This is a genomic window from Anoxynatronum sibiricum (assembly GCF_039414295.1).
Lineage (GTDB): Bacteria > Bacillota > Clostridia > Peptostreptococcales > Tindalliaceae > Anoxynatronum > Anoxynatronum sibiricum.
In genome coordinates this window covers 1-347 of the sequence record NZ_JBCITM010000072.1, presented here as the reverse complement: position 1 = coordinate 347, position 347 = coordinate 1, and the positions used below count along the sequence as shown (strand labels likewise).

General features: G+C 42.1%; 1 pseudogene. It reads right to left on the bottom strand.

Annotation, left to right across the window (positions count from 1 at the left end):
• Positions 1 to 291, bottom strand: a pseudogene (locus AAIG11_RS18285) (hypothetical protein); the annotation flags it as partial.
• Positions 292 to 347 lie beyond the last annotated feature (56 nt).

Below are 347 nucleotides of genomic sequence, written 5' to 3'. Positions count from 1 at the left end.
TGATGGCAGATCGGAAGAAAATACAATGGCACCGTCATAGATCAGTCGGTTTTCCTTTAATCGTTTAAACGTAATGGCAATCGCTTCAGGTGATAATGCATCGTGCTTCCTGGTTTCTTGTAGCACTATATCCGCATACTCCATGTCTTCTTCAAGGAGGATTGCTTTTAAGACATGAAATGCATTGCGAAATGATTCTTTGTCTAATGTATGCAGGTACTCCTGCCATGATGAAGGTAACAGCGTGTAGATCCCCGAGTACTTTAGAGCATTCGGCCTTGCCTTGATCATATCTATAAAGTCAATGTAATGGATGGATTCATCGCCCGTGGCAAACAATCTTGGAT